General features: G+C 56.3%; 21 protein-coding genes and 1 tRNA gene. 6 read left to right on the top strand and 16 right to left on the bottom strand.

All coding sequences use genetic code 11. The annotated features are described in order from the left end of the window. The first annotated feature begins 268 nt into the window (after positions 1-268). The gene (locus ACRZ9X_RS15645) at positions 269-865 is read left to right on the top strand and encodes an invasion associated locus B family protein (protein WP_480520468.1); all 597 of its coding nucleotides are present in this window, start codon (positions 269-271) and stop codon (positions 863-865) included. A 68-nt stretch (positions 866-933) separates the two neighbouring features. Here the strand turns inward: ACRZ9X_RS15645 and ACRZ9X_RS15650 are convergent, their stop codons facing one another. The 4 genes from ACRZ9X_RS15650 to ACRZ9X_RS15665 are packed head-to-tail and all read right to left on the bottom strand — an operon-like array spanning position 934 to position 5,169. After that, the gene (locus ACRZ9X_RS15650; RefSeq protein WP_480520470.1) at positions 934-2,142 is read right to left on the bottom strand and encodes a beta-ketoacyl-[acyl-carrier-protein] synthase family protein; all 1,209 of its coding nucleotides are present in this window, start codon (positions 2,140-2,142) and stop codon (positions 934-936) included. Positions 2,143-2,150: 8 nt separating this feature from the next. Continuing rightward, positions 2,151-2,408 carry an acyl carrier protein gene (locus ACRZ9X_RS15655; protein WP_480520472.1) on the bottom strand — a complete coding sequence of 86 codons (258 nt, stop codon included), beginning with the start codon at positions 2,406-2,408 and terminating at the stop codon, positions 2,151-2,153. A 32-nt stretch (positions 2,409-2,440) separates the two neighbouring features. Then, positions 2,441-3,532 carry a UDP-3-O-(3-hydroxymyristoyl)glucosamine N-acyltransferase gene (gene lpxD / locus ACRZ9X_RS15660; protein WP_480520474.1) on the bottom strand — a complete coding sequence of 364 codons (1,092 nt, stop codon included), beginning with the start codon at positions 3,530-3,532 and terminating at the stop codon, positions 2,441-2,443. A 35-nt stretch (positions 3,533-3,567) separates the two neighbouring features. After that, positions 3,568-5,169 (bottom strand): L,D-transpeptidase family protein, encoded by a 1,602-nt coding sequence (locus tag ACRZ9X_RS15665; protein ID WP_480520476.1) that lies wholly within the window; start codon positions 5,167-5,169, stop codon positions 3,568-3,570. Between the two features lie 345 nt (positions 5,170-5,514). On the opposite strand from ACRZ9X_RS15665, the gene mepK reads away from it, so the two are divergent. Next, positions 5,515-6,084 carry a peptidoglycan L,D-endopeptidase MepK gene (mepK, locus tag ACRZ9X_RS15670; RefSeq protein WP_480520478.1) on the top strand — a complete coding sequence of 190 codons (570 nt, stop codon included), beginning with the start codon at positions 5,515-5,517 and terminating at the stop codon, positions 6,082-6,084. A gap of 122 nt (positions 6,085-6,206) precedes the next feature. Here the strand turns inward: mepK and ACRZ9X_RS15675 are convergent. From ACRZ9X_RS15675 to iscR, 10 genes are all read right to left on the bottom strand, one after another. Then, positions 6,207-6,283 (bottom strand) — tRNA-Arg (locus ACRZ9X_RS15675). A 57-nt stretch (positions 6,284-6,340) separates the two neighbouring features. Then, positions 6,341-7,561: a cysteine desulfurase gene (locus ACRZ9X_RS15680; RefSeq protein WP_480520480.1), complete on the bottom strand. Its 1,221-nt coding sequence runs from the start codon at positions 7,559-7,561 to the stop codon at positions 6,341-6,343. Positions 7,562-7,579: 18 nt separating this feature from the next. After that, positions 7,580-8,140: a YIP1 family protein gene (locus ACRZ9X_RS15685; protein WP_480520482.1), complete on the bottom strand. Its 561-nt coding sequence runs from the start codon at positions 8,138-8,140 to the stop codon at positions 7,580-7,582. Continuing rightward, on the bottom strand, positions 8,137-8,622 hold the full coding sequence (locus ACRZ9X_RS15690) for a YIP1 family protein (RefSeq protein ID WP_480520484.1): 486 nt from the start codon (positions 8,620-8,622) through the stop codon (positions 8,137-8,139). The genes ACRZ9X_RS15685 and ACRZ9X_RS15690 overlap by 4 nt, the downstream gene beginning before the upstream one ends. After that, positions 8,622-9,902 carry a Fe-S cluster assembly protein SufD gene (gene sufD / locus ACRZ9X_RS15695; RefSeq protein WP_480520486.1) on the bottom strand — a complete coding sequence of 427 codons (1,281 nt, stop codon included), beginning with the start codon at positions 9,900-9,902 and terminating at the stop codon, positions 8,622-8,624. Before sufD ends, ACRZ9X_RS15690 begins: the two co-directional genes overlap by 1 nt. Further along, positions 9,902-10,657 carry a Fe-S cluster assembly ATPase SufC gene (sufC, locus tag ACRZ9X_RS15700; protein ID WP_480520487.1) on the bottom strand — a complete coding sequence of 252 codons (756 nt, stop codon included), beginning with the start codon at positions 10,655-10,657 and terminating at the stop codon, positions 9,902-9,904. Before sufC ends, sufD begins: the two co-directional genes overlap by 1 nt. 190 nt (positions 10,658-10,847) lie before the next feature. Then, a complete protein-coding gene (locus ACRZ9X_RS15705) occupies positions 10,848-11,354 on the bottom strand; it encodes a hypothetical protein (protein WP_480520489.1) in 507 nt (168 codons plus the stop codon). A 181-nt stretch (positions 11,355-11,535) separates the two neighbouring features. Continuing rightward, positions 11,536-13,056 (bottom strand): Fe-S cluster assembly protein SufB, encoded by a 1,521-nt coding sequence (gene sufB / locus ACRZ9X_RS15710; protein ID WP_480520491.1) that lies wholly within the window; start codon positions 13,054-13,056, stop codon positions 11,536-11,538. A gap of 18 nt (positions 13,057-13,074) precedes the next feature. After that, positions 13,075-14,118, bottom strand: coding sequence for a cysteine desulfurase family protein (locus ACRZ9X_RS15715; protein ID WP_480520493.1), 1,044 nt, complete (start codon positions 14,116-14,118; stop codon positions 13,075-13,077). Positions 14,119-14,165: 47 nt separating this feature from the next. After that, positions 14,166-14,624, bottom strand: coding sequence for a Fe-S cluster assembly transcriptional regulator IscR (iscR, locus tag ACRZ9X_RS15720; RefSeq protein ID WP_480520495.1), 459 nt, complete (start codon positions 14,622-14,624; stop codon positions 14,166-14,168). 177 nt (positions 14,625-14,801) lie between these two features. Here iscR and ACRZ9X_RS15725 point away from each other — a divergent pair, with 177 nt between their 5' ends. The 4 genes from ACRZ9X_RS15725 (at position 14,802) to ACRZ9X_RS15740 (ending at position 18,931) form a co-directional block, all read left to right on the top strand. Continuing rightward, complete coding sequence (locus ACRZ9X_RS15725; RefSeq protein ID WP_480520497.1) at positions 14,802-15,455, top strand: alpha/beta hydrolase; 654 nt, start codon at positions 14,802-14,804, stop codon at positions 15,453-15,455. Beyond that, positions 15,455-15,700: a hypothetical protein gene (locus ACRZ9X_RS15730; RefSeq protein ID WP_480520499.1), complete on the top strand. Its 246-nt coding sequence runs from the start codon at positions 15,455-15,457 to the stop codon at positions 15,698-15,700. The genes ACRZ9X_RS15725 and ACRZ9X_RS15730 overlap by 1 nt, the downstream gene beginning before the upstream one ends. A gap of 470 nt (positions 15,701-16,170) precedes the next feature. Continuing rightward, positions 16,171-17,988: a translational GTPase TypA gene (gene typA, locus ACRZ9X_RS15735; RefSeq protein WP_480520501.1), complete on the top strand. Its 1,818-nt coding sequence runs from the start codon at positions 16,171-16,173 to the stop codon at positions 17,986-17,988. Positions 17,989-18,250: 262 nt separating this feature from the next. After that, on the top strand, positions 18,251-18,931 hold the full coding sequence (locus tag ACRZ9X_RS15740) for a hypothetical protein (protein WP_480520503.1): 681 nt from the start codon (positions 18,251-18,253) through the stop codon (positions 18,929-18,931). A 93-nt stretch (positions 18,932-19,024) separates the two neighbouring features. Here the strand turns inward: ACRZ9X_RS15740 and ACRZ9X_RS15745 are convergent, their stop codons facing one another. Together ACRZ9X_RS15745 and ACRZ9X_RS15750 are read right to left on the bottom strand one after the other, a co-directional pair. Beyond that, complete coding sequence (locus ACRZ9X_RS15745; RefSeq protein WP_480520505.1) at positions 19,025-19,690, bottom strand: transglutaminase-like cysteine peptidase; 666 nt, start codon at positions 19,688-19,690, stop codon at positions 19,025-19,027. 308 nt (positions 19,691-19,998) lie between these two features. Then, positions 19,999-20,286, bottom strand: coding sequence for a DUF1330 domain-containing protein (locus tag ACRZ9X_RS15750; protein ID WP_480520507.1), 288 nt, complete (start codon positions 20,284-20,286; stop codon positions 19,999-20,001). Position 20,287 lies beyond the last annotated feature (1 nt).

Here is a 20,287-nt window from a genome sequence, read left to right on the forward strand (position 1 = left end):
GTGGTAAATTCTTGCCAATAGCAGTTGACCCCCGGGTTCCCCTTTCGTAACGTCTGCGCATAACTAAGTCGGCCAGTCCGACGGGGAGAAAAAATTCATGAAGGGAGCCGCTCAACCGGCTCCCTTTGTTGTTTGTTTCTTTGGGTTGCGCGCGTCAGCATAGGCAACAATTTGTTGAATTCCGAACCCACCGCTCGGTTTGCGCCTGACACCATCGATTTGCAGTGCTAGATGGATCAAAAAGCTGGATCGGCAAAACGAGGCATTCATGATCAGGACCCTTTTTCCCCTCACACTGGCAACCGTCACTTTCATGGCCGGCATTGTTTATGCGCAGGAGGGTACCGACACTCAGGCGGAACCGACCACGCCATCTGTTGGCGATCTGGATTTGGGTGAGGCCGGCCCGCGCGTGGGCGAACAATATGTCAAGGAAGAAAGCGGCGATTGGACGATTGCCTGCATCAAAACGGAAAACGGCAATGACCCCTGCGCGATGCGCCAATTGCTGAACGGGGATCAAGGGCAACCCATTGCCGAAATCACACTTGAGAAACTGCCGGAAGGTTCGGCGGCAGTTGCGGGTGCAACGGTCATCGTACCGCTCGAGACATTGCTTCAGGCGCAGCTGGCCTTGTCGATCGATGGCGCGCCGGGCAAACGTTACAACTATCACCACTGTAACCCCGTCGGCTGTGTCGTTCAGATGGGCTTTACGCAGGGCGATGTCGACGCGATGAAGGCGGGCACCGAGGCAACGATGTCGCTGGTATCGATTCTGGCGCCCAACCAGTTGGTTGAGATGAGGCTTTCGCTGGCCGGGTTCACCGCCGGGTTCAACGGGATCAGCGCCAATCGGAACTGACCCTGTACCGTTCTAGGAAACGTCGCCATGGCGATCCCGGGCGACGTTTTTTATTTGTATCGTATCCGTTAAACGCGCCGCAGCGCGAGGACGGCGTTCATCCCGCCAAAGGCAAAGGCGTTGCTTAATGCGACATCGATCTTTGCCTCGCGCGCCTCGTTTGGCACCACGTCCAGAGCACATTCGGGATCGGGTTCTTGGTAACCGATAGTTGGTGCAATCACGCCGTCTCGCAGGGCCATAATGCAGGCCAATAGCTCAACCGCGCCGGTGCCGCCAATCATGTGACCGTGCATAGACTTTGTTGACGATATCATCAGATCATCGGCATGTGGTCCGAATACATCCGCCACCGCCGCGCATTCTGTTTTGTCATTGGCAGCCGTTCCGGTGCCATGAGCGTTGATGTATCCCACATCGCTGGCATTCAGCCCCGCATCAACCAAAGCCCCGGCCATGGCACGCGACGCGCCCTGTTTGCTGGGCATCACAATGTCGGCCGCATCCGAGGACATAGCAAAGCCCACAACCTCGCACAGAATCTCGGCACCGCGCGCTTTTGCATGTTCATATTCTTCGAACACAAACACGCCCGCACCTTCCCCTTGCACCATACCATTCCTGTTGGCGCTGAACGGGCGGCACGCATCTTTCGACATGACCCGCAACCCTTCCCAGGCTTTGACCCCGCCAAAACACAGCATGGATTCCGACCCGCCGGTCAGCATCGCCGGAGCCGCCCCGCTGCGCACCATTTGAAACGCCAGCGCCATCGCATGGTTGGACGAGGCGCATGCGGTCGAGACAGTAAAGCTGGGACCTTTGAGGTTATGCTCCATCGACACATGGCTGGCGGCCGCGTTGTTCATCAACTTCGGCACCACAAATGGATGCACGCGGTTCTTTCCGTCTTCATAGACCGAACGATAGTTGTCATCCCAGGTCGAAACTCCACCGCCCGCAGTACCCAGAACAACGCCGGACCGGGCGGCCAGATCACCGTGAAAAACGATTCCCGACTGATCGATGGCTTCTTTGGCGGCAGTCAGGGTGAATTGCGTGAACCGGTCATACAGTGTCATCTGCTGGCGGTTAAAGCGCCCTTCCGCCTCGAATCCGCGCACCTGACCGCCGATTTTGATGGCCAGCCGCTCGACGTCGCGGAACTCTAGCTCAGAGATGCCACAGCGACCCTCACGCATGGCCTCAAGCGTATCGGGCACCGAATGCCCCAGCGAATTGATCGTGCCCGCCCCCGTAATGACAACGCGTTTCATCGAGTGTGTCAGACCTTTTCAGCCACGAGTTTTTCAATGCCCGCGATAATGGCCGAAACGTTCGTTATGTCGAAATCGCTGGCCGTGGGTTCATTGGCATTGAACGGAACATTGATGTCGAATTCTTCTTCGATCGCAAAGATGCTCTCGACCAGACCAAGGCTGTCGATGCCCAAATCTTCAAGCGTGCTGTCGGGTGTCACATCCGAAGGCTCCAGCACGGCCTGTTCGGCGATGATTGCAATGACACGGTCACTGATGCTCATGTCGGTCCCCTGATTGTCGCGTTGCGGATGACTTAATCGCTCAGGGGCTGTTTGAAAACCGCCTTTTTCAACGTCTCGACGTCACGCGCCAGGCGCGGCAGGCGGCGTTGGGCTTTGTAAATATCGGTGTGGGTTTCCATTTTGATGCCGGGATAGCCCATAATCACGCGCCCTGCCGGCACGTTGGACAGGATTTTCGTCCCGCCGCCTGAAATCACCCCGTCTCCGATAAAGATATTGTCCACCACACCGGTCTGACCACCAAGGATCACATTGTTTCCGATCTCAACAGACCCGGACACACCGGTCAGGCCGCACAACAGACAGTCGCGGCCAACGCGCGTGTTGTGCCCGACATGCACAAGATTATCCAGCTTTGAGCCATCGCCAATCACAGTGTTTCGGATCGTCCCGTTATCCACCGTGCTGTTCGAGCCGACCTCGACATCATCACCGACCTCGACTGCGCCCAGAGAGTGGATGCGCAGCCAGCTTTGATCCTTGGCGTCGCCCTTGTCGCCCATAGTTTTACGCACATTCTCGGCCCCGGACACTTCGGGCGTGACAAAGCTGAAGCCGTCTCCGCCAATCCGCGCACCGGGTTGTGCAATGAACCGGTCTCCGATCTGCGCCCGCGCACCGATGCTGACCATCTCGCGCAAGAGGGCGTCCTGGCCCAAAACCACGTCCATACCAATCGTGCAATGCGCGCCAATCACTGACCCCGCACCGATCTGTGCCCGAGGGCCCACCACGACCAACGGGCCAATCGAGACATCTGCGCCGATTTCAGCCGTTGAATCGATCACGGCCGAGGGGTGAATGCCCGGAGCAATCCCCTGCCCCCGGTCCAGCATCGCCGTAACCCCGGCCATCGCCATTCGGGGCCGCTGGACGAATATCGCCGCGTCCAGCCCCATCGCTTTCCAATCCGCGCCATCCCACAACACAGCAGCCCGCGCCGCGCCCGCCGCAAGTGTTTCGGCATATTTCGGAGACATCGCCATCGCCAGATCCATCGGACCGGCATCGCCCGGTTCGGCGGCGCGCAAGATGGTCAGATCGGTCTGGCCTTCGGCCGTCGCGCCCAAGGCCTGAGCGACTTGATCAATGGTAAACTGCATTCCGGGCTTCCCTTGGTTCAGGACCTGGCCCGTGATTACCCCTGAACGTCCGGCAGGGCCACCCCTGCCTTTTGCAACGCGTCCCAAATCTTTGCATCTCGGCCATAGACGTCACGGCGATACTGCACATCGCCTTTGGGTCCGACATAGGCCGTGCGGTAAATCAGATGTACCGGAACCGGTTGATCGAGATTTACTCGGGTCTCTTTGCCTGTATTCAGAACCCGGTGAAAAAAGGCCTTGGGCTCCTCTTCCTGCAGCGCCAGCAACGCATAGGCAAACCCGAACGGGTCAGCCAGGCGGATACACCCGTGCGAGAAGGCCCGTACCTCACGCGAGAACAGGCTTTTCTGCGGCGTATCATGCAGATAGATGTTGTACTTGTTGGGGAACATGAACTTCACCAAACCCAGTGCGTTACTCTGACTTGGAGGTTGGCGCATCGAGAACGGGAAGTTGCGGGCAGTGAATTGCGTGAAATCAACCGCTCCGCGATTGACCTGCCGCCCGCTGCGATCCGTGATGTGGATATGCCCGACGGCATTCGGATCGGCCTTCAGTTTTGGCAGGTATTCCTTGGTGATGATCGAGCGCGGTACATACCAACTGGGGTTGATGACCATATGTTCCATCTGGTCGGAAAACTCAGGGCTGCGGCGATCATGTGTGTTTTTGCCGATCACCGTTCGGCTTTCAAACGTAACCTGCCCGTCATCCATGATCTTGGCCGAGAAATCAGCCTGATTGACCAGAATGTGGCGCTCTCCCCGATCTTTCGGCAACCAGCGTTCACGCTCCAGTGCAACCAGAACTGACTTCAGCCGATCCGATGCCGGGCGATTCAATTCAGCGATCGTTCCGCTGCCCGCAACCCCATCCGGCTCAAGCCCGTGGTCGTTTTGAAAGGCCGTGACGGCCGCCAGCATCGTATCATCGAAGGCCGGGCTGGCTGTCGGTTTCATATATCCCATAGCAACCAGCCGATTGCGCAGCTTGATCACTTTTGGACCGGTATCGCCCATTTCAAGCTTGCCATCGGGGACCGTCGCGCCCCATCCGCCTTGGGCGATCAGATGCTCCAGTTCTCTCTTCTGTTTCAACAGAGCGCGGTATTGTGCCGTCTGCGGGATGAGATTTTTGATGTATCCATCTGATTTGGCGTCAATAAGACCACGTAAATGATCCTCGGCCGTAAGCCGTGTCACCTCACGCACCAACCCGTCATCGATCTGAGCCGGTTTCAGCGCACCCGATTGCATATCAGTGGCGTATCTTGCGAAAGCCCGGCTCAGCGCGGCTTCGACCTTGCCAAGATCACGCGTTGTTTTCGCATCCTGCATCTGCGACATCAGGCTGTGGACGTCATATCGGGACGACGGCAAACCATGCAAATCTGCAGCAGACAGGGCCTTGATCAATGCGGACCGACGCGCCACATGCTGCGGTGTGTCCCCAACCCAGATCGGATCAAACTGGTTTTCGCGGTAAAAATCCGCAATGGCCGGAGTGCCAGCGGTGTTCTCGGCGACAGCCATCTGGAACGCTGTTCCGTCCGTGCTCGCCTGCACGCCCGAGGCGCAGCTCAGCGTCAAAACCGCAAAAACAACACGAGTACTGGTACGAAAGGCAAATGGCATGGGATGACCTTGGTTTTTCAATAACTTCACACGCTTCAAAAAAGCGTCCTAAAATAGTGTTGCGCGACGAAAGACTTGTCTATTCACAACTTGATCACTTGAATACATCTTTTCGACCGTGATGCGCGTTTGCATCTCAGGCCCCTTATCAGCCTCACGAATAAGCAAAACTGTGTCAATTGCGCAAAAAACTGCCGAAATTTCCCCCTTGATCTTGGCGAAACGAAACAATTCTTGGCCGATCGGGTCCACTGTGCCATAAGTTTCGCATCTGGGATGGGAAAATATTAATACCGCGCGCGTAACATCGTGTGCAGGCAGGAACAGTACGGGACGACATAAGAAATGACCAAGAGCAGTGCTTCGGGCTTGACCCGGCGTGCCCTATTGGGCGCATTCGCAGCCACGGCCGTAGCCGCGGCACCGACATATTCCCAAGCGGCAGGTTTTCTTCGTGGCAGCGGCGACATTCGCCGAATTCGCATGTATTCGGGGCGCACCGGCGAACGCATCGACATGGTGTATTGGGTCGATGGCAAATACATCAAAGACGCGGTGAAAGAGGTCAATTACTTCATGCGCGACTGGCGCAACGATCAGGTCAAGGACATAGACCTGCGCACCATCGACATCATGGCCGCATCCCACAACATGCTGGATGCGAGCGAGCCGTATATGCTGCTTTCGGGCTACCGCTCTCCCAAAACCAATGCGATGCTCAGGTCGCGCTCGCGCGGTGTTGCGCGCAACTCACTGCATATGAAGGGTCAGGCGGCGGATCTCAGATTGTCTTCACGCTCTGTCTCCCAGATGGCCAAGGCGGCCATGGCTTGCCGCGCTGGCGGTGTAGGCCAGTATTACCGCTCGAATTTCGTCCACATGGATTGCGGTGACATCCGTACCTGGCGCGGCTGACAGTACAACCTGTTGCTGATTTTGTTTGCCCCCTTCGGCCAGCCCGTCGGGGGTTTTGTTTTACCCATTCTGCACAGAACCACGGACCGAAAGGGCAGCCTGTGCAACAAATTGTCTGAAAGTGGCGCACCTGAGAGGATTCGAACCTCTGGCCTCTGCCTTCGGAGGGCAGCGCTCTATCCAGCTGAGCTACAGGTGCCTTGGCCGTTAGCTACCCTCGTTCCGATCCGGGTGCAACTGCAAATCGGTGCGCCGATCAGGCAAATAGATCATGCGCCAGTTCCAGCGCGTCGATCAAAGTGTCGACCTCGTCCGTGGTATTATAAAGACCAAAACTGGCGCGACAGGTAGCCGTGACACCAAGGTGATCCATCAGAGGACCCGCACAATGATGCCCTGCCCGAACCGCGACTCCTTTCTTGTCCAATATGGTCGAGACGTCATGCGCGTGCCCTGCCCCATCCAAGGTAAAGCTGAAAATCGCCGCCTTGTTCGCTGTCGTGCCTTGGACCTGCAACCAGTTTAACCCTGTCAATTTGTCCATCGCATAATCGCGCAGACCTGCCTCATGCGCGGCGATATTGTCCATGCCAAGACCCATCATATAGTCCAGCGCTACACCCATTCCGATGGTCTGCACAATGCCCGGAGTTCCCGCCTCGAACTTCATCGGCGGATCGTTGTAGATCACCTCGTCCTTCGAGACCTCTTTGATCATGTCGCCGCCGCCAATAAAGGGGCGCATCTCGGCCATACGCTCGGATTTGATGAAAATCGCGCCCGAGCCGGACGGACCATACAGCTTGTGGCCCGTAATGGCGTAGAAATCGCAGCCGATATCCTGCAGGTTTACCGGCATGTGCACAGCCCCCTGACTGCCATCGACCAGAACCGGCACTCCTTTGGCATGGGCACCCTGCGTGATGGCCTTGACATCGACAACTGTGCCCAAGACGTTCGAACAGTGGGTCACCGCCACCAGTTTGGTCTTTGGAGTTATGGCATCGATCACTGCCTGCGGGTCCAAATGCCCAGCCGCGTCTACATCGACCCATTTCAGGACCACCCCCTGCCGTTCGCGCAGAAAATGCCAGGGCACGATATTGGCATGATGTTCCATGACGCTTAGAACGATTTCGTCTCCGGCTTGCAGGCGCGGCATGGCCCAACCGTATGCAACCAGATTGATCCCCTCTGTTGTGCCCGAGTTCAGAACGATCTCATCCTCGTCAGCGACGCCCAGGAATTTGGCAACGGTGCCGCGGACAGATTCGTATTTTTCAGTGGCAAGATTGGACAGATAGTGCAGGCCGCGATGGACGTTCGAATACTCTTGCGCATAGGCTTGTGTGACCGCATCAATCACCACCTGAGGCTTTTGCGCCGACGCGCCATTGTCCAAATAGGTCAGAGGCTTACCGTTCACCTGCCGCGACAGGATCGGAAATTCAGAGCGGACGTTTTGGACATCATACATATTCACAGGTTTCCTAATTTAGCCCAAAGGGAACAGCAGTAGCACAATGGGCACGGCCACGAGGCCGGATAGCAGCACAACCAGAAATGACTTTCCCAACGAGTCGAACTGATGCGCCTGATTGATGAAATGCAGGGTGATGTAAATGCTGTAGACGCTCATGATCAGCACCAGAATCTCGAACAGAAACGGCATCAACAATGCGATCAGGTAAATCGCACCCTGCGCTCCGATCTGTAGCAACTGAAGCCAGATGATCAACGCCATGACACTGTCCAGGCTGGCCTGTCCGCCCAGAATTCTGCCCACAAAACAAAACGCCATGACGCTGAGGAGCAGAGCGCCGGTCGAGGTGGCAAGGGTCTGCACGACGGGTTCGACCGGAAAATTGGATTCCGGGTTGATCAGCGGAAAGACGATGCCAGCTGCGGTTTGCAGCAATGTATTCAGGATGACGGCAAGGAAAAAGGCCAGCCACAAAACATTCCGAGGTGGACACAATGCCATGACCTGACGGGCTGCATCGGCCGGGGCAGCCACGGTCATGATGACCAGACCTTTCAAATCCACCGCATTCATCCCGCTTGTCTTTCTGCTTGAACCAGGGCCGAGATCCAGAACCACAAGAAGACGCCCACCCAGACAAGCCCGACTGCGTTCAGGGCGCCGCCAGGGCCAATAAAGCCCGCGACCAGCCCAAACAACATCAATAACGGGCTGGCTGCAAGGAAAGACCAAAAGAGGGCCAGGCGCGCTCCGAACCAATCACCTTTGCCGCCGAACATCCGCGCGACCACATGGCTTAAACCGGCCAGAACATAAAGAAACAGTGGCGCGGTCAAAACCCATGCAAATAGGGCACCAGCCAACAGTGAATTCAGCTCTTGCCCCGTCAGATGAGCCTCGCGCGCAAGACGTGGTGTCTGACCGATAAAGACCAGAACACACGCCGCCATCACGATGATCAAAGCACGATCTTCACGCGGACCCATGTCCAGCAACCGCCGGACAACGCGCCCCGGTCCGCGATACGTGGCTACGATATCGGTCGTGACCGGCATCAGCTTCGGCGCGCCAACCAGCTTTCCAGGCGGGACACGATAACATCAGCCAGCGCTTCATCCTCGATCTCTTCAACCGCTTCCGCAAGGAATGACAGAGTCAGCATATCCGTCGCATCCTTCTTGGCGACACCACGCGAGCGCAGATAAAACAGGGCCGTTTCATCAATCGCGCCGGACGTTGATCCGTGCGAACAAGCCACGTCATCGGCGTAAATTTCAAGTTCGGGCTTGGCGAGGAACTGGCTGTCATCATCCAGCAGCAAAGACTGGCTGATCTGATAACCATCCGTCTTCTGCGCGCCTTCCTTGACCAGAATTTTCCCCTGAAACACACCGGTCGCGCCGTTACGCAGAACTTTCTTGAACACCTGACGGCTTTCGCAATTCACTGCGTCATGGGTGACAAAGACAGTGTCATCATGGTGAAAATCGCCATCACCCACACAGGCCCCTGCCACATGCGCAACCGCATCGTCTCCGGTCAGTTCCACGACCTGCTCATTGCGGGTCAGTACGCCATTTACAGTCAGCGTAAAGGATTTGTAGACCGACTCACGCCCCAGACGCGTGAACATGTGGGTGGCTGCACGGCGTTGATGATCGCGGCCTTGAGCACGGATATGGTGCAGCGTGCCACCATCGGCGATGTCGATCTCCATACATTTGTTGAAACGCGACGCCGCCGGGCCGTTTTCCAGTATCGTGACCTCGGCCCCGGATTCCACCCGCACGATATGATGCAAGATCGCATCCGAAGTCTCGGACGCGTGGCGATAGATCAGGCTGATCGGTTTCGAAGGCTTGCCGGTGACATGAATCGCCACCCCGTCCGAGGCAAATGCAGTGTTCAACGCGGCTAGTGGACGTTGAACAGGCGTTTGTCCCCGAGTCTCGAGAACACCGTATAACTCTTTGGCCCAGTGAATATCCTTGCAGCAGATATCCTCCAGACGATCAATCGAGACGCCTTCCATCGACAGATCATCCGAGTCATCCGGGCTGAAAACACCGTCGATAAACACGATCTTCAGCCTGTCGAAATCATGGAACACCATCGGTTCGTCAGAATCGAACAACGCAGCCGGGATGGCATTGGCCGAGGTCAGCGTGTCCGGACGGGTATACTTCCAGTATTCATCCCGTCGGCCAGGCAGCCCCATCTCGCGCAGGCGAGAGAGCGCGGCTTCACGTGCTTTCCGGGTGCATCCTGCGTCCGGCATGGTCAGAGACGACAGCCGCTCCTCGGTTGCAGTCTGTTTTGCTTGCGGAAGCGCCATCAGTTCACCTCGGCCAAAATGTCTGCGTAACCGTTATTCTCAACTTCCAGAGCCAGTTCCGGTCCACCGGTTTTCACGATGCGACCGTCCGCCATGATGTGGACAACATCAGGTTTAATATGATCCAGAAGACGTTGATAATGCGTGATAACCAGGAAACCGCGCCCTTCATCCCGCAGCGCGTTCACACCTTCGGCCACCAGTTTCATCGCGTCGACGTCCAAACCCGAATCCGTCTCGTCGAGAATGCACATCTTGGGCTCAAGCATCGCCATCTGCAGGATCTCATTGCGCTTTTTCTCACCGCCCGAGAACCCGACATTGACCGGACGCTTGAGCATATCCGCGTCGATTTTCAGTGCCTTGGCCTTGGCGCGTACTTCTTTCAGGAAATCGGTGGCCGACAGTTCGTCTTCGCCCCGTGCTTTTCGCTGTGCGTTCACAGCAGTGCGCAGGAAAGTCATGTTGCCGACACCGGGAATCTCGACCGGGTACTGAAATGCCAGAAACACACCTGCCGCGGCGCGCTCTTCCGGCTCCATCTCAAGCAGGTCTTCGCCGTCCAGGGTCGCCGACCCATCGGTGACGTCATATCCGTCGCGCCCCGACAAGACATAGCTGAGCGTCGACTTGCCCGACCCATTCGGGCCCATGATCGCATGCACTTTACCGGCCTCGACCGTCAGATCGACACCTTTGAGGATTTGCTTTTCTTCTTCCTCAAGTTTGACGTGCAGGTTCTTGATTTCCAGCATTTTTATCCTCTTGAATACACAACCATCCGACAGATGGCTTAGATCTCGTTCATTGATGGAAGGCACCGCAACTGCGCAGGCCTGAGAAAACAAACCGGTCCCGTCCGATGTCGCGACACGCTTTGGGACATACCGGTTTCTGGCCACGCAAAGGTCCGTGGCGCGCATTGGTCGGTGACTACAGTTTGCGTTAACCGAATTCGACGGACAGAGTGAACAATTGCAGACTTGAGGGCTTGGTGATGTCCTGCATGAACTCCACCCAGTCTTCTCCGTAAACTCTTTCGAACAGTTCCGGATAGGCCCAAACCGCATTGTGAAACGTGAAGGTGGTCATCAGCATCGCAAACGCACTGACGCTTGCGAATTCCTTCTGGTTGCCCTTCAACAGAAAGGAAATCAGAAAGACCGCGCCGCCCGCGATGATGAACCCGATGATATCTGCCGAGCTCCCCTCGGCTTCGCCAGGCAATCCCACCAGATTGTACTGGATGTACCGGGACAGAAACACCGCGCCCACGCCCAGAAAAAACGCCCCGATGAAGGCGGCCGGATAGCCGAGGCGCGACCAGATGCTGTAGGCTTTCTTGCGTGGTACGCCCTTCTTGGCTTCCTGCGCGCGGGCCGTGATGCGATCGACCCGATCCTGAAAACTCGCGTTCTGTTCTTCCTGCATCGACACGCTGGCAGACCCCACTGACAATCCAATGGGTGTTGCTTAGCAAGCGGAACCACCAAGGGCAATTCGCAATCATAAGGAGATCGCCAGACTGTGTGTTCGCGGCGACGCAAACGCCGCGCGAGGTCAGGCGACCCTGATCCGTTGATGCCATATTGATAGCATCGTTCCTTATGATCATTCCAATCGGCATGGAGAATTAGCCCACAGACCCTTCAAGGCTGATCGCAACCAATTGCTGGGCTTCCATGGCGAACTCCATCGGCAGGGCCTGCAGGACGTCCTTGCAGAACCCGTTGACGACCAACGCCACGGCCTCTTCCTCGTCCATGCCACGCTGGCGGCAATAGAACAATTGGTCGTCATCCACCTTGGACGTCGTCGCCTCATGTTCCACGCGAGAGGAGTTGTTTTTGACTTCGATATACGGAACCGTGTGCGCCCCGCATTTGTCTCCGATCAGCAAGCTGTCGCATTGCGTATAGTTCCGGCTGTCTTTCGCCTTGGGGTGCATCGAGACCAGACCGCGATAGGTGTTCTGCGCTTTACCTGCGCTGATCCCCTTGGACACGATCCGCGACTTGGTGTTCTTGCCCAGATGCACCATCTTCGTGCCGGTATCGGCCTGCTGATAGTTGTTGGCGATCGCGATCGAGTAGAACTCACCCTGACTGTCATTCCCACGCAGGATGCAGGACGGGTATTTCCACGTCACAGCCGAACCGGTTTCCACCTGTGTCCACATCACCTTGGACCGGTCACCCCGGCAATCGGCGCGTTTGGTCACAAAGTTATAAATACCGCCTTTACCATTCTCATCCCCGGGGAACCAGTTCTGAACGGTCGAGTATTTCACTTCGGCATCTTCTTCGACGATGATCTCAACCACAGCAGCGTGCAACTGGGCCGTGTCGCGTTGCGGCGCGGTGCAGCCTTCCAGATAGGACACGTAAGAGCCCTTGTCGGCAATGATCAACGTCCGCTCGAACTGGCCGGTATTCTCTGCGTTGATGCGGAAGTAAGTGCTCAACTCCATCGGGCAGCGAACGCCCGGCGGGATGTAGACAAAGGACCCGTCCGAGAAGACCGCCGAATTCAGCGTGGCGTAGAAGTTGTCGGACACCGGAACAACGGTGCCAAGGTATTTCTTGACCAGTTCGGGATGCTCTTTGATCGCCTCGGAGATCGAGCAGAAGATCACGCCGGCTTTCTTCAGTTCTTCCTGAAAGGTCGTGCCAACCGAGACCGAGTCGAATACCGCGTCCACGGCCACCTTACGACCTTCGGCAGGTGCATTCTCCGCGCCCTCGACGCCAGCCAGAATCATCTGTTCTTTCAGTGGGATACCCAGCTTTTCGTATGTGGCCAGCAGCTTTGGATCGACCTCATCCAGCGATTTGGGCTTTTCCTCCATCGATTTCGGACGGGCATAGTAATACTGGTCCTGAAAATCGATTGGCGGGTAATGGACCATTGCCCATTTGGGCTCTTCCATCTGAGTCCAGCGTTCGAATGCAGCCAGACGCCATTCGGTCATCCATTCAGGCTCATCATTCTTGTCCGAGATCAGACGGACGATATCCGGGTTCACGCCCTTGGGCGCATATTCCATCTCGATATCGGTATCCCAGCCGTATTTATACGTGCTGACCTCGCGCACCGCATCCACGGTTTCCTGATCAACACCTTCTTTTACCTGGGTCTGGTCCAAAGCGGCCATAAGACACCCTCCGTCAGATCACGCGGCCCGCGCGCGATGCTTTTTCTCTTTTTCCAACCACGTTTCCGCAAAACGCAGCACGTCTTCTTCCGTCGTCTCCGGCCCCAGCGATACGCGGATTGCGCTGGATGCCGTCTGTTCGTCATAGCCCATAGCGGTCAGAACCGCGCTGGCACGCACTTTGCCACTGGAACAGGCCGAACCTGCGCTGATCGCAAAACCCGACAAATCCATCTGCATGACCTGCGTCTCGCCTTTCCAGCCCGGTGTCGCGAAACACAAAGTGTTCGGGAGTCGCTTGCGATCTTTCCCGACAAAAATAGTAGATTTAGAGCCAGCCTCAAGAGCCATTTCTAGAATATTTCTAAGTTCTGAAGTTTTTTCCCAAATGCCGGTCGCCAAATCCGCAGTTGCCGCCTCAGCTGCGGCTCCGAACCCCACGATTCCAATCACATTTTCCGTGCCCGACCGGCGGCCCATCTCTTGACCGCCGCCTTTGATCTGCGCCGCAATATCCGTGCCTCGCTTCATCACCAAGGCCCCGACCCCTTTGGGCCCGCCGAGTTTATGCGCCGAGATCAACGCCATTTCGGCTCCCAGCCAATTGAACGCGACCGGCAATTTTCCGAACGCCTGTGTCGCGTCGCACACGGCCAAGCCCGCTGGCAGAGACTGCACAATACCGGTTTCGGAATTGGCCAATTGCAGCGTCGAACAATCCGCCTTGGCCACAGTGACCAATCCATTCGCCGACGTTTGCAAAACTTCGTCAGCCCAAGCTCTTACCGCGTCATGTTCAATTGCCGCACCTTGCAGATTGCGCCCCTTCATAGCCAGTGCCGCCGCCTCGGTCGCGCCGGACGTAAAGACGATATCCGCGCCATCCGCTCCAAAGGCTGTCGCAATTTGACCCCGGGCCCTCTCGATCACGGCCTTGGCCGCGCGACCTTCTGCATGCACCGAAGACGGGTTACCGCACAGATCCATGGCGGCAGACATCGCGGCCCGGGCCTCGGGGCGCAATGGCGTTGTCGCGTTATGATCCAGATAAACCCGCTTCATGGATACATCTTTTCGATCGCGTTAAAGTGGCGCTTTACCCTCATCGCTCAGTCATCCACGACGGCGAACAGATTGGGCACCGCTGGGCACGGCGCCAAATCGTTGCGGATGACATCGGATAACCGGGTCTGATGCAGGAAGACATAGACATGCGCGCTCAACCCCTCCCACAACCTATTGGTCAGGGATTGTGCCTGACTGCCAGAGGATGCGCCCGACGCGCCGGCCCCCTTGTGCATCGCGTCCACGGTCTCATCTACGGCGGCCAGAACTTCGACCACCCGAATATCAGAAGCCGGACGCGCCAGCCGATAGCCACCACCCGGTCCACGGACAGAACTGACAAGTTCGGCCCGGCGCAGTTTAACGAAAAGCTGCTCGAGATATGGCAGAGAAATATCCTGGCGCTCGGAAATCTCGCCCAAAGTGACCAGCTTGTCCGAGGGCTGCAAAGCAATATCCGCCAATGCGACCATTGCATAACGTCCCTTCGTTGACAGCTTCATACCATACCCTCTCGGCAAGAACCGCGCGAAAACATTGACGCCGCCGCAGGCAATGCGTATCTCCGACGGGCAGTGCATCAACGCACATCAATGAAATTAGAACCGTTCTAAGGTGTCCGACGATTATCGTCAAGTATATCTGGCCACCTATGCGAAAAAGACAGGACCAAAGCACACATGCCCGAGGTGATTTTTCCCGGACCCGAAGGCCGCCTGGAAGGCCGTTACCACCCGCAAAAGGAAAAAGACGCACCGATCGCCATCGTGCTTCATCCACACCCGCAATTCGGTGGGACCATGAACAACAAAGTGGTCTACAACCTGCACTACGCGTTCTACAACATGGGTTTCACCGTGTTGCGGTTCAATTTCCGCGGTGTCGGCCGCAGTCAGGGCGAGTATGATCAGGGTATAGGCGAGCTGAGCGATGCGGCCTCGGCGCTGGATTACCTACAGTCGATGAACAACAACTCGAAACACTGCTGGGTCGCAGGGTTTTCGTTCGGTGCCTGGATCGGGATGCAGCTTTTGATGCGCCGCCCCGAGATCACCGGGTTCATCAGCGTGTCACCGCCCGCGAACATGTACGACTTTTCGTTCCTCGCCCCCTGCCCGTCTTCCGGTCTGATCATCAATGGCTCAGCCGATCGCGTGGCACCCCCTGCTGACACCACATCACTGGTGGGCAAACTGCACGAGCAAAAGGGCATCACCATCACCCATCACGAGGTCGAGGGTGCAGATCACTTTTTTCAGGAACGCCACATGGACACGCTGATGGGCGATGTCACCGAGTACGTCAAACGCCGCCTGACCGAGACAACCCGCTGATGTCTGACACCATCACAACTCTTGCAGCACGACTGGCCGAAGACACGATGAAGGTCATGGACGAAACCGGTGACGACCGGTTCTTCGTTGAGGTTGGTGACGAGTTGGGAGCTGCCTCTCAGACTCTGGAAGAGGCGTTCCTGACAGAAATTCGTGTACGACTGGCTGAACGTAAAGCGCGCCGGTTCGTTGTGAAACGGTTGTCGCAACACAGGGCAAAATTGAAGGCGATTGAAAAGCAGTAAGCGTGAAGACGAAAAAAAGGAGCCCGAGAGCTCCTTTTTTAATCGTCCGATCCGCGCTTAAACCGAATTACCCGCTACCTGTTCAACATTTTGGGCTGCATCCATGTCGACGGACCCCCCGTCTGCAAGCCACCCAAGCGCCACGATCAAAAACGATATGATGATGACGGATTTCGCAAATGTCGTCATTTTGTTACTCGCAAAATACACACTAAAAACAGGGACTTTATACACGTCTCAAATTGAAAGAAACAGTGGGGTTTACCTGACCTTTCGAGACTGTTGCAATCGGGCATGGATGTTTGCCATCTTGTCTTTGGCAACGCCCGGATCGCGCTGATTTCGGCCCGATCCGCGCTCGTTCAGCCGTTTTCCGGCACGCTCCGCGCCTGACATACGGTTAGGGCTGGCATATTTCGCCGCGCCGCGTTATGCGCCGGGCCAACTTCCCGTTCAAAGGCTGACCTCTCATGGACCTGCGCAACATCGCAATCATCGCTCACGTGGACCACGGCAAGACGACCCTGGTGGACGAGCTGCTAAAACAATCCGGCGCTTTCCGGGAAAATCAGGCCGTGGCGGAGCGCGCCATGGACAGCAACGATCTTGAGCGAGAACGTGGCATCACCATCCTTGCCAAGGCCACATCCGTCGAATGGAAAGGCACACGCATCAACATTGTCGACACGCCCGGCCACGCCGATTTCGGCGGCGAGGTTGAACGGATTCTCAGTATGGTTGATGGCGTGGTTCTGCTTGTGGATGCCGCCGAAGGCCCGATGCCGCAAACCAAGTTTGTCACTTCCAAAGCGCTCGCGTTGGGTCTGCGCCCCATTGTTGTGCTCAACAAGGTCGACAAGCCTGATGCCGAACCCGACCGTGCGCTGGACGAGTGCTTTGACCTTTTTGCAAATCTGGGCGCCGATGACGATCAGCTGGATTTCCCGGCCATGTATGCGTCGGGTCGCTCGGGCTGGGCGGATATGGAGCTGGATGGACCTCGCCAAGATCTGACCGCCCTGTTCGATCTGATCGTCGACCACGTGCCCGCGCCTAAACAGGCCGCGCGCAAGGATGAGCCATTCCGAATGCTGGCCACCACACTGGGCAGCGACCCTTTCATCGGCCGCATTCTGACCGGCCGTGTTGAAAGCGGGACTCTCAAGGCCGGAGACAGTGTCAAAGCGCTCAGCCGCGACGGGTCTGTAATCGAAAACTTTCGCGCCTCGAAAATCCTCGCCTTCCGTGGTTTGGCACAACAGCCCATTGACGTGGCCGAGGCCGGCGACATCGTCACCATTGCAGGGATGAGCAAAGCCACTGTTGCGGACTCGCTGGTTTCGCCACAAGTTAACGAAGCCCTGCCCGCCCAACCGATCGATCCACCCACCATCACGGTGACGTTCGGCATCAACGATTCCCCTCTTGCCGGACGGGACGGCAAAAAGGTGCAATCCCGCGTCATTCGGGACCGCCTTATGAAAGAAGCCGAATCAAACGTTGCCATCCGCATCAGCGACACGCCGGGCGGTGAAGCCTTTGAGGTCGCGGGCCGCGGCGAATTGCAGATGGGGGTCCTGATCGAGAACATGCGCCGGGAAGGCTTTGAGCTCAGCATCTCGCGCCCGCAAGTTCTGTTCCGCGAAGAAGATGGACAACGTCTGGAACCGGTCGAAGAGGTGACCATCGACGTTGATGACGAATTCTCGGGCGCGGTGATCGAGAAGGTCACCGGTGCACGCAAAGGCGAACTGGTCGAGATGCGCCCGGCCGGTGTGGGTAAAACGCGGATCATCGCGCATGTGCCATCGCGCGGGCTGATCGGCTACCACGGCGAGTTTTTGACCGATACGCGCGGAACTGGTGTCCTGAACCGGGTGTTCCACGGTTGGTCTGCGCATAAAGGGCCGATTCCCGGTCGCCGCGCAGGCGTTTTGATCTCAATGGAAAAGGGCCAGGCCGTCGCCTATGCGCTGTGGAACCTGGAAGAGCGCGGGCGCATGTTTGTCGCGCCACAGACCGAAGTATATCAGGGCATGGTCATCGGTGAGCATTCGCGGGACAACGATCTGGAAGTAAACCCGTTGAAAGGCAAGAAGCTGACCAACGTGCGTGCCAGCGGCTCGGACGATGCGGTCCGCCTGACGCCGCATGTGCAATTCTCGCTGGAAGAGGCCATTGCTTACATTGACGACGATGAACTCGTCGAAGTCACGCCCAACGCCATTCGACTGCGCAAACGCTTCCTGGATCCGCACGAACGCAAACGCATGGCAAAATCCGCCTGATCCTGTTGCGGCATTGGAAACAATGCCGCAATTGTGACATTTTTACGTCCCTCTGGAAAATGCGTAGAAAAGCTGCTCGATACCTTGATCGGGCGCTTTCTTTTGTTTTTACACATCAATCTGCCTAAAGTTGTATTAATTTTTCTCCGAGTGTGAACTTGGCCACTTGAAATTGCGGCACAACAACGCTGTATGTATGTCAAAACTTTGGCGTCGGTTGTGTGTGAATCGCCTTGGTTAACGAGTTCAAAGGAGACGCAAGATGCGTATTAAATCACGTTTGTTGTCATTTGTTTTTGTATCGGCAACAGTACCGTTTGTTTCCGTCGCGCCTGCACAAGCAGCAGATATGTGCACAGTCAAAACGGCAAAGCAGTCAGTTTCGTCAAACACGTTATGCGCGTGCGACGTCGTCTCATCAAAAATGCTGCGCTATATTCAGCGCCGAGCAGATTTCGAACAAATCCTTTCGAGGACTTTGGTGGACTGCCCAGGCTTTGCTGCGGTGCTGACAGACTTCCCGACGGCATCTGTCGATACCAAATCGTTCAGAGGTGAGGATCAAAGCAGCAATTCTCGCGACGACGATGATGATCCTTCGGATGACACCGGATCGGATAAGGGGGGTGATACGGACAACGGTGAAGAAACCGATGAAAGTACACCTAATGAAAATGACGATGGTGAAACCAACCACAACGACGAAGGTGAGTCCGAAACCGAAACCGAGACTGAGACTGAGACTGAAACCGAAACCGAGACTGAAACCGAGACTGAGACTGAGACTGAGACTGAGACTGAGACCGAAACCGAGACTGAGACTGAGACTGAGACTGAGACTGAGACTGAAAGCCGCGGCAAGAAAGGCAACAACGGCAGCGGAAACGGTTCGGAAGGCAGCAGCCCAGCTCAGAGCGAAAATGCAAACAACGACGAAGATTAATTCGCTGACAAACTTCGAACCGGGTTGAACAGCTTCACCGTCGTTCAGCCCGGTCCACAGATGGCAGGTCTTGAATTAAATCGTCAGCTGATCTCAGCTTCTCGCGTAAACGCCGACCCAGTTCTTTGGCTGCTTCGGGTCCTGCATTCTCAGGAACATGTATTTGGTCGCAGTCCAAGGCTTGATCCGGTTGGTCAAATTGTCCAGAACCAGATCCCCCTGGCTCGAGCGGTAGACCAGAACGGCATGGGCATTGCGGCGGGTGTCCAATACTGTGGCCAGCAAAAGCTTGCTGGGGTCGATGCCCGCATTGATAAGATTCCGCTTTTTCAACAACGCGAAATCTTCGCAATCTCCGCCGCGGCGCGTTGGCAATGCCCAGCGTTCACGCGTTTTATATTGTGATTGGTCCGTAATCTCACGCGTTGAAGCATTCACTTGCCGGTTGATCTGCTGTACCAGCTTCAATTCCTGATCCGCCGGTGCCGAGAACTTAGCGCTGCTTGCGCAGGCCCATTTATATTGATGACAAAGGGTCAAAGCACCGGATGGTGGTGGGGATTTCATTGAGGTTTTGATAAATGCCGCCTCATTCGCTTCGGCCTCGGACCCATACAAAAAGGCACCAAAGCTCAACGCGAAAACCGCCAGCGCGGTGTGAACACCAAATACCGCGCGTCCAGATGTCTTGTTCGCGTATTTCCGAAACGAAATCATACCAGTTCCTCGATCAGTGCCTTGATCGATTGCGTTGGGCATAATGTGACCCTCTTCACTTAACTAAGCGCGAAGAGACGCCGCTGCGCAATCTTTAGATTAAGGTGAAGGGGAAAAACGGCGGAAATTCGTCAGGAGTCAGGGCGATTTACGCGCAAAAAGAAGGCGTAGTGCGCCACATTTCGAACAACCCTCGATAGATAGCTACGCAAAGTTTTCCTTACAGCATCCTGAAATCGAAGGGGAAATTGCGGATAAGAGCGCCCGGACTCGACGTCGCTTGAAACGATTGCCGCGAAACTCCGATCGACTGCTGAATATGAAATCTGTCGTCGGACGTGGCCCGATTCTTATTCGGTAATCTCGACAACCACCAATTCTCGCTCACTGGCACCACGTGCGTGTTCCAGGGCTTTTTGGTACTGCTCGGAATGGTAGCACGCGACAGCGGCGTCCACTGACGGGAACCGCGCGACCACGTTTCGGGGGCGCTCTTTTCCTTCCAGCTGGACATAGCGCGCAGCCCGCGCGATGAATTCACCGCCATGCGCGGCAATCGCCGGGCCTGCCAACTCGGCATATTTTCCATACGCATCCGTGTCTGTCACAGTCACATGTGCAATCCAGAGTGCCGGCATC

The organism is Ruegeria sp. AL1 (assembly GCF_056540905.1).